2 protein-coding genes, 1 tRNA gene, 2 rRNA genes and 4 pseudogenes (1 of these 9 running past the window's edge) are annotated in these 6,000 nt (G+C 59.8%); 4 read left to right on the top strand and 5 right to left on the bottom strand.

Annotated elements, in window-relative coordinates; genetic code table 11:
* The 4 genes from AC4PTB_RS16555 to AC4PTB_RS16540 all read left to right on the top strand — a co-directional run.
* A 23S ribosomal RNA gene (locus AC4PTB_RS16555) occupies positions 1-2,361 on the top strand; it begins 474 nt to the left of the window's first position.
* A gap of 144 nt (positions 2,362-2,505) precedes the next feature.
* Positions 2,506-2,620 (top strand): 5S ribosomal RNA (gene rrf / locus AC4PTB_RS16550).
* A 72-nt stretch (positions 2,621-2,692) separates the two neighbouring features.
* Positions 2,693-2,769, top strand: a tRNA-Met gene (locus AC4PTB_RS16545).
* Between the two features lie 253 nt (positions 2,770-3,022).
* Positions 3,023-4,087: a hypothetical protein gene (locus AC4PTB_RS16540; RefSeq protein ID WP_492190953.1), complete on the top strand. Its 1,065-nt coding sequence runs from the start codon at positions 3,023-3,025 to the stop codon at positions 4,085-4,087.
* Positions 4,088-4,156: 69 nt separating this feature from the next.
* Here AC4PTB_RS16540 and AC4PTB_RS16535 read toward each other — a convergent pair.
* The 5 genes and pseudogenes from AC4PTB_RS16535 to AC4PTB_RS16515 form a co-directional block, all read right to left on the bottom strand.
* Positions 4,157-4,672: pseudogene (locus AC4PTB_RS16535) on the bottom strand (DUF2793 domain-containing protein); the annotation flags it as partial.
* Positions 4,670-4,975 (bottom strand): annotated as a pseudogene (locus AC4PTB_RS16530) (transposase); the annotation flags it as partial. The pseudogenes AC4PTB_RS16535 and AC4PTB_RS16530, both read right to left, overlap by 3 nt.
* A 75-nt stretch (positions 4,976-5,050) precedes the next feature.
* Positions 5,051-5,569, bottom strand: a pseudogene (locus AC4PTB_RS16525) (helix-turn-helix domain-containing protein); the annotation flags it as partial.
* Positions 5,566-5,721, bottom strand: a pseudogene (locus AC4PTB_RS16520) (VRR-NUC domain-containing protein); the annotation flags it as partial. The pseudogenes AC4PTB_RS16520 and AC4PTB_RS16525, both read right to left, overlap by 4 nt.
* On the bottom strand, positions 5,682-5,969 hold the full coding sequence (locus AC4PTB_RS16515) for a hypothetical protein (protein WP_492190952.1): 288 nt from the start codon (positions 5,967-5,969) through the stop codon (positions 5,682-5,684). The gene AC4PTB_RS16515 and the pseudogene AC4PTB_RS16520, both read right to left, overlap by 40 nt.
* Positions 5,970-6,000 lie beyond the last annotated feature (31 nt).

Raw genomic sequence — 6,000 nt, 5'->3', positions numbered from 1 at the left:
CCAGTACCGTGAGGGAAAGGTGAAAAGCACCCCGACGAGGGGAGTGAAACAGTTTCTGAAACCGGACGCCTACAAGCAGTCGGAGCTTCCTTGAGAAGTGACGGCGTACCTTTTGTATAATGGGTCAACGACTTGGTCTTACGAGCAAGCTTAAGCCGATAGGTGTAGGCGCAGCGAAAGCGAGTCTTAAAAGGGCGACGAGTTCGTGGGATCAGACCCGAAACCAGATGATCTAGCCATGTCCAGGATGAAGGTTGGGTAACACCAACTGGAGGTCCGAACCGACACCCGTTGAAAAGGGTCCGGATGAGGTGTGGCTAGGGGTGAAAGGCCAATCAAATCTGGAGATAGCTGGTTCTCCGCGAAAGCTATTTAGGTAGCGCCTCGGACGAATACCTGCGGGGGTAGAGCACTACATGGATGATGGGGGCCCACAGCCTTACTGAGTCTAAGTAAACTCCGAATACCGCAGAGTACTATCCGGGAGACACACGGCGGGTGCTAACGTCCGTCGTGAAGAGGGAAACAACCCTGACCAACAGCTAAGGCCCCCAATTCGTGGCTAAGTGGGAAAGCATGTGGGATTTCCAAAACAACCAGGAGGTTGGCTTAGAAGCAGCCATCCTTTAAAGATAGCGTAACAGCTCACTGGTCTAGTCAAGAGATCCTGCGGCGAAGATGTAACGGGGCTCAAGCCACGAGCCGAAGCTTTGGATGTGCAGCAATGCACGTGGTAGCGGAGCGTTCTGTGATATAGCACCGCCCGACTTTAGCTCTCCTTCGGGAAAGCCTTGGTCGGACAGGTGCTGACTGTGAAGCCGGCCTGTGAGGGATCCGGTGGAGTGATCAGAAGCGAGAATGTTGACATGAGTAGCGACAAAGAGGGTGAGAGACCCTCTCGCCGAAAGTCCAAGGGTTCCTGCTTAAAGCTAATCTGAGCAGGGTAAGCCGGCCCCTAAGGCGAGGCCGAAAGGCGTAGTCGATGGGAACCACGTTAATATTCGTGGGCCAGGAGGATGTGACGGATGCTCACTGTTGTTCGACCTTATCGGATTGGTCGGGCAGCTGCGGTGTCCCTGGAAATAGCCCTCCATATGACCGTACCCTAAACCGACACAGGTGGACAGGTAGAGTATACCAAGGCGCTTGAGAGAACCACGTTTAAGGAACTCGGCAAAATGCCTCCGTAAGTTCGCGAGAAGGAGGCCCCATTGATAGGCAACTATCGGTGGGGGGCACAAACTAGGGGGTGGCGACTGTTTACTTAAAACACAGGGCTCTGCGAAGCCGTAAGGCGACGTATAGGGTCTGACGCCTGCCCGGTGCTGGAAGGTTAAAAGGAGGGGTGCAAGCTCCGAATTGAAGCCCCAGTAAACGGCGGCCGTAACTATAACGGTCCTAAGGTAGCGAAATTCCTTGTCGGGTAAGTTCCGACCTGCACGAATGGCGTAACGATCTCCCCGCTGTCTCAAACGTGGACTCAGCGAAATTGAACTGTGTGTCAAGATGCACACTACCCGCGGTTAGACGGAAAGACCCCATGAACCTTTACTCCAGCTTTGCACTGGCATCAGGATTGTGATGTGCAGGATAGGTGGTAGCCTTTGAAACCGAGACGCCAGTTTCGGTGGAGGCTCCCTTGAGATACCACCCTTCGCACTCTTGATGTCTAACCGCGGCCCGTTATCCGGGTCCGGGACCCTGCATGGTGGGGAGTTTGACTGGGGCGGTCGCCTCCCAAATCGTAACGGAGGCGCGCGAAGGTAGGCTCAGACCGGTCGGAAATCGGTCGTTGAGTGCAATGGCAAAAGCCTGCCTGACTGCAAGACTGACAAGTCGAGCAGAGACGAAAGTCGGTCATAGTGATCCGGTGGTCCCAAGTGGGAGGGCCATCGCTCAACGGATAAAAGGTACTCTGGGGATAACAGGCTGATGATGCCCAAGAGTCCATATCGACGGCATCGTTTGGCACCTCGATGTCGGCTCATCTCATCCTGGGGCTGGAGCAGGTCCCAAGGGTATGGCTGTTCGCCATTTAAAGAGGTACGTGAGCTGGGTTTAGAACGTCGTGAGACAGTTCGGTCCCTATCTGCCGTGGGTGTAGGATACTTGAGAGGAGTTGCCCCTAGTACGAGAGGACCGGGGTGAACGTTCCACTGGTGGACCAGTTATCGTGCCAACGGTAGTGCTGGGTAGCTATGAACGGACAGGATAAACGCTGAAGGCATCTAAGCGTGAAGCCCCCCTCAAAACAAGGTATCCCTTGAGGGCCGTGGAAGACCACCACGTCGATAGGCCGGAGATGTAAGTGCAGCAATGCATTCAGTTGACCGGTACTAATTGCCCGATTGGCTTGATTTGATCCAGTAGCAGCAAGGCTCATGATCAAAAGCAGGTGTACACAAGGTTAGAAAAGAACGCTCCGCGCAGGCGCAATGCCGGAGGCCGCATCCGCGGCACGCGAGCTTCTCCTGATACGCGACTTGGACATGGCTTCTTCCTCGGTTTGGTGGTCATAGCGTTGGCTAAACACCCGATCCCATCCCGAACTCGGCCGTTAAGGGCCAACACGCCGATGGTACTGCGTCTCAAGACGTGGGAGAGTAGGTCACCGCCAAACCTAGTAAGAAGCCAACGTTCTCTCAAAACGATACCAAATACCCCGATCGCAAAACAAAGCCCTCGGGACTAACGCGGGGTGGAGCAGCCCGGTAGCTCGTCAGGCTCATAACCTGAAGGCCGCAGGTTCAAATCCTGCCCCCGCAACCAGACTTTCTAACACAGTATCAAAGGCTTAGGCCGAAACAGAACGCCCTACGGGGCGCTTTTTCGCGTTGCAACACAGAACGACACATTCCCCAAAGATTCCAAACCCTTACGAAAAACCCCGTTTCCTCCGTGCGACACCCATGCGACACGGGCAAGGCCAGATGTTCTCGTGACGTTCCTTCGGCGATCCTGGTTGCCAGCCTGCCATCGGGTCTGCGACAGTGGCCAGGATGTCCCCCAGATTGTGCCCTTCATGCCGATTTACGAATTTTCGCCGGATCGTATCCAGCCCCTGACCAAGACCACCTTCACGGCGATGCAGCTGCACGAGCGTCGCGACCTTCAGCGGCTGCTGCGCGAGAACATTGCCGTCATCGCGCCCGACACATTGGTGATTGCCGAGGAATACGGGGAGTGGGACGATTCCCGCCGTCGCATCGACCTGCTTGGAATTGACCGCGATGCGAACCTCGTCGTCATCGAATTCAAGCGCACCGAAGACGGTGGCCACATGGAATTGCAGGCCATCCGCTATGCGGCGATGGTCTCGACCATGACCTTCGATCAGGCCGTGTCCGCGTTCGACCGCTACCTGCGCCAGATCGGCCGTGATGATGCCGATGCGCAAGGCGAGCTTCTAGCCTTCCTGGGGTGGGACGAGCCAGACCACGATCAGTTCTCGCAGGAGGTGAAGATCGTCCTCGCCTCGGCCGAGTTCTCGCTGGAACTGACCACTGCCGTTCTCTGGCTGAACCAGCGCGATCTCGACATCCGCTGCGTTCGTCTGCAGCCCTACAACCTGTCGGGCCGGGTGCTGGTCGATGTGCAGCAGATCATCCCGCCGCCAGAGGCTGCAGAATACCAGGTTCGCGTGCGCGAGAAGGTCCGCAAGGAACGCGAGGCGCGGACCAGCGGTGCGGATCACACGAAGTATGACCTGCGGCTTGGCCAGCAGGAGTTCTCGCGCGAGTCGAAACGTTGGGCGATCCTGCGGACCTTCCGCTACCTCGTCGAGAGCGGCATCGCGCCCGAGGAGGTCGCCAGGCACTGCGGCCCCCGCGCCAACCGCGCCCTTCGGTCGGTCGAAGGCGAGGTTGGCCACGACGTCTTCGTGCGCCTCGCGACCGAGTCCCGCGCCGAGCTTGGCAAGCGTTTCGACCCGATCCGTTGGTTCTGCGGTGACGATGAACTGCTGCGTGTCGGCGGTCGCACCTATGCCTTCTCCAGCCAGTGGGGCGGGGACGACTGGCTGGAGGCGATGACCAATCTGCGCGACGCCTTCCCTGATCGCGGGATCGTCTTCAATCCCGCGGGCTGAATCCGCTGAGCTTCGCCTCAAGTGCCGCCTTCTGCGCCTCGAGCGCGTCCATCTTCGCCTTCATGCTCGGGTGGCAATGGCGAAGCTCGCGCCCATGTCGGTGAGCGTCGGCGCCCCCGATGCATCATTTGTCACCATCTGCCATCGAGTGTGCGTCCCGCGCTGAAACCCGATGCCGATGCAGGTGATGGCGGTGGCGAGCGTCAGCGTGGTGGCGAGAGCGGCCGTCGATCCGTAAAGGCCAAAGAACCCCATGCCGCTCGCCTGCAGGGTGGTCAGCGAAATCCGCGTCACGAAGGTCCAACCGCCGAGGCCCGCCGCGTTGCCACGCCAGCAGGCCCAGCCTGCGGAACGCTGGTCGGCGACCGAGTCTGCCACTGCGGCCGAGGTCAGACGCCAGCGCCGCATCGAGGCGGCGAGGTTGGTCGAGGCCAATGTTGGATACGAAACGGTGCCGACCGAGGTAAGCGGCAGCCCCTCGGTGGTGATCGTGGTGCCTGTGGAGGGCGACCAGTTGGCGATCCGGTTGACGCCGAAGTGCGGCTGCAGCGGGAAATCACGCCCCGAGGGGCGCATGACGTCGATCTGATCGTCGATACCGAGCCCGACGAACCAGCGAAACAGCAGGTTGTAGTTCATCTGTTCCATCAGCTGGCGCTCGGAGCGGATCGAAAACAGGATCTGCAGAAGGCTCGCCCGGATCAGCCGTTCCGGCGCGATGGAGGGGCGGCCGAAGCGGACGTAAAGCCCTTCGAAATCGGCGTCGAGGCTAGCCAGCGCGTCGTTGACCACCAGCCGGATCTTGCGCAGCGGATGCTTGGCCGGGATCCGGTCCTCAAGGTCCACAGAGCTGAAAAGCGACCCGCTCGTCTCGTCCGTGCCCCGCATCTTGATCCCCCTTCGCCGTGGGAAGGGGTGAATCATGTTCTGCATCCGCGGTCGAGGCCGACTATTTCAGCGGCCTGTTAGAGGTTCCCTTACAGGGTTAGTGTCCGAAATTCGGACACGGCTTTCGGCGTTTTCCGGACACGGCTCGGCCTGAAAATCGGACACGGATTCCGCGCCAATCCCGCGTCCGAAATCCGGACACGGCAGGGCATCGACCGAGTCCTCCGTGGCCGAAGTGTCTGTGCCGTCGGGGCTTTCTGCACTCGCGTTCTCACCGTGTTCGATTTCCGGACACGGCACCACATCCACAGGTGTGAAGCCCGGCTCGAACCCCAGAATGTAGCGGGTGGGCAGCTGGCGCTTGGTCACTGGATCCAGCCGCGGCACGCGCCGCAGCAGACACACGGCTTCGAGCTGGCCAAGGTGATCGTTCAGCGTCGACCGGCTGATCTCGCAGTCATGCGCCAGCCGGTCCTGCGAGGGAAAGCAGCCATAGTCCGGGTTGAACCGGTCGCAGAGATGCCAGAGCACGATCTTGGTCGTCGGCTTCAACCCGCGCTGCTTGATGGCCCAGTTCGTGGCCTCGTGGCTCATGGCGCGGGCCTCCGCTGGGCAGGGGCGACGCGCGTGGTGAAGCCGTGATCGGCCAGCGCGCCCAGCGCATCATCGAGACTCCGCACCAAGGCCCAGCCAAAGCCCTGCGCTTTCACAACATCGTGGAACGCCTCCTGCTCCGGCCGCAGACGTTGTGAAAGGCGCGGATCATCCCGTCGGCGCCACGCACCAGGATCACCGGATAGGCCCCCACCTGCGACGTCGCGTCATCGCCGGGCTTTTGCAGCTGACAGGCGGGAATGGCGAAAAGCCATTCGCGGTAAAAGACCTGCGTCAGATCGGTCTGAAAGATCCCCGGATCGCAGTAAAAAGGTTGCGGCAGGGAATGGTCCTTGCGCCGCGCGGCAAGCTGCGCACGGATGTCGGATGCGTCTGGCACCTCACTTGCCCCGGCCTCCCTGCAAGGGCGG

The organism is Rhodobacter sp. 4.3.4 (genome assembly GCF_058724655.1).
This window is presented reverse-complemented; position numbering and strand designations above follow the sequence as displayed.

Coding starts and splice junctions, on each gene's coding strand:
- AC4PTB_RS16540 (WP_492190953.1), top strand. CDS start 3,023: ATGCCGATTTACGAATTTTCGCCGGATCGTATCCAGCCCCTGACCAAG.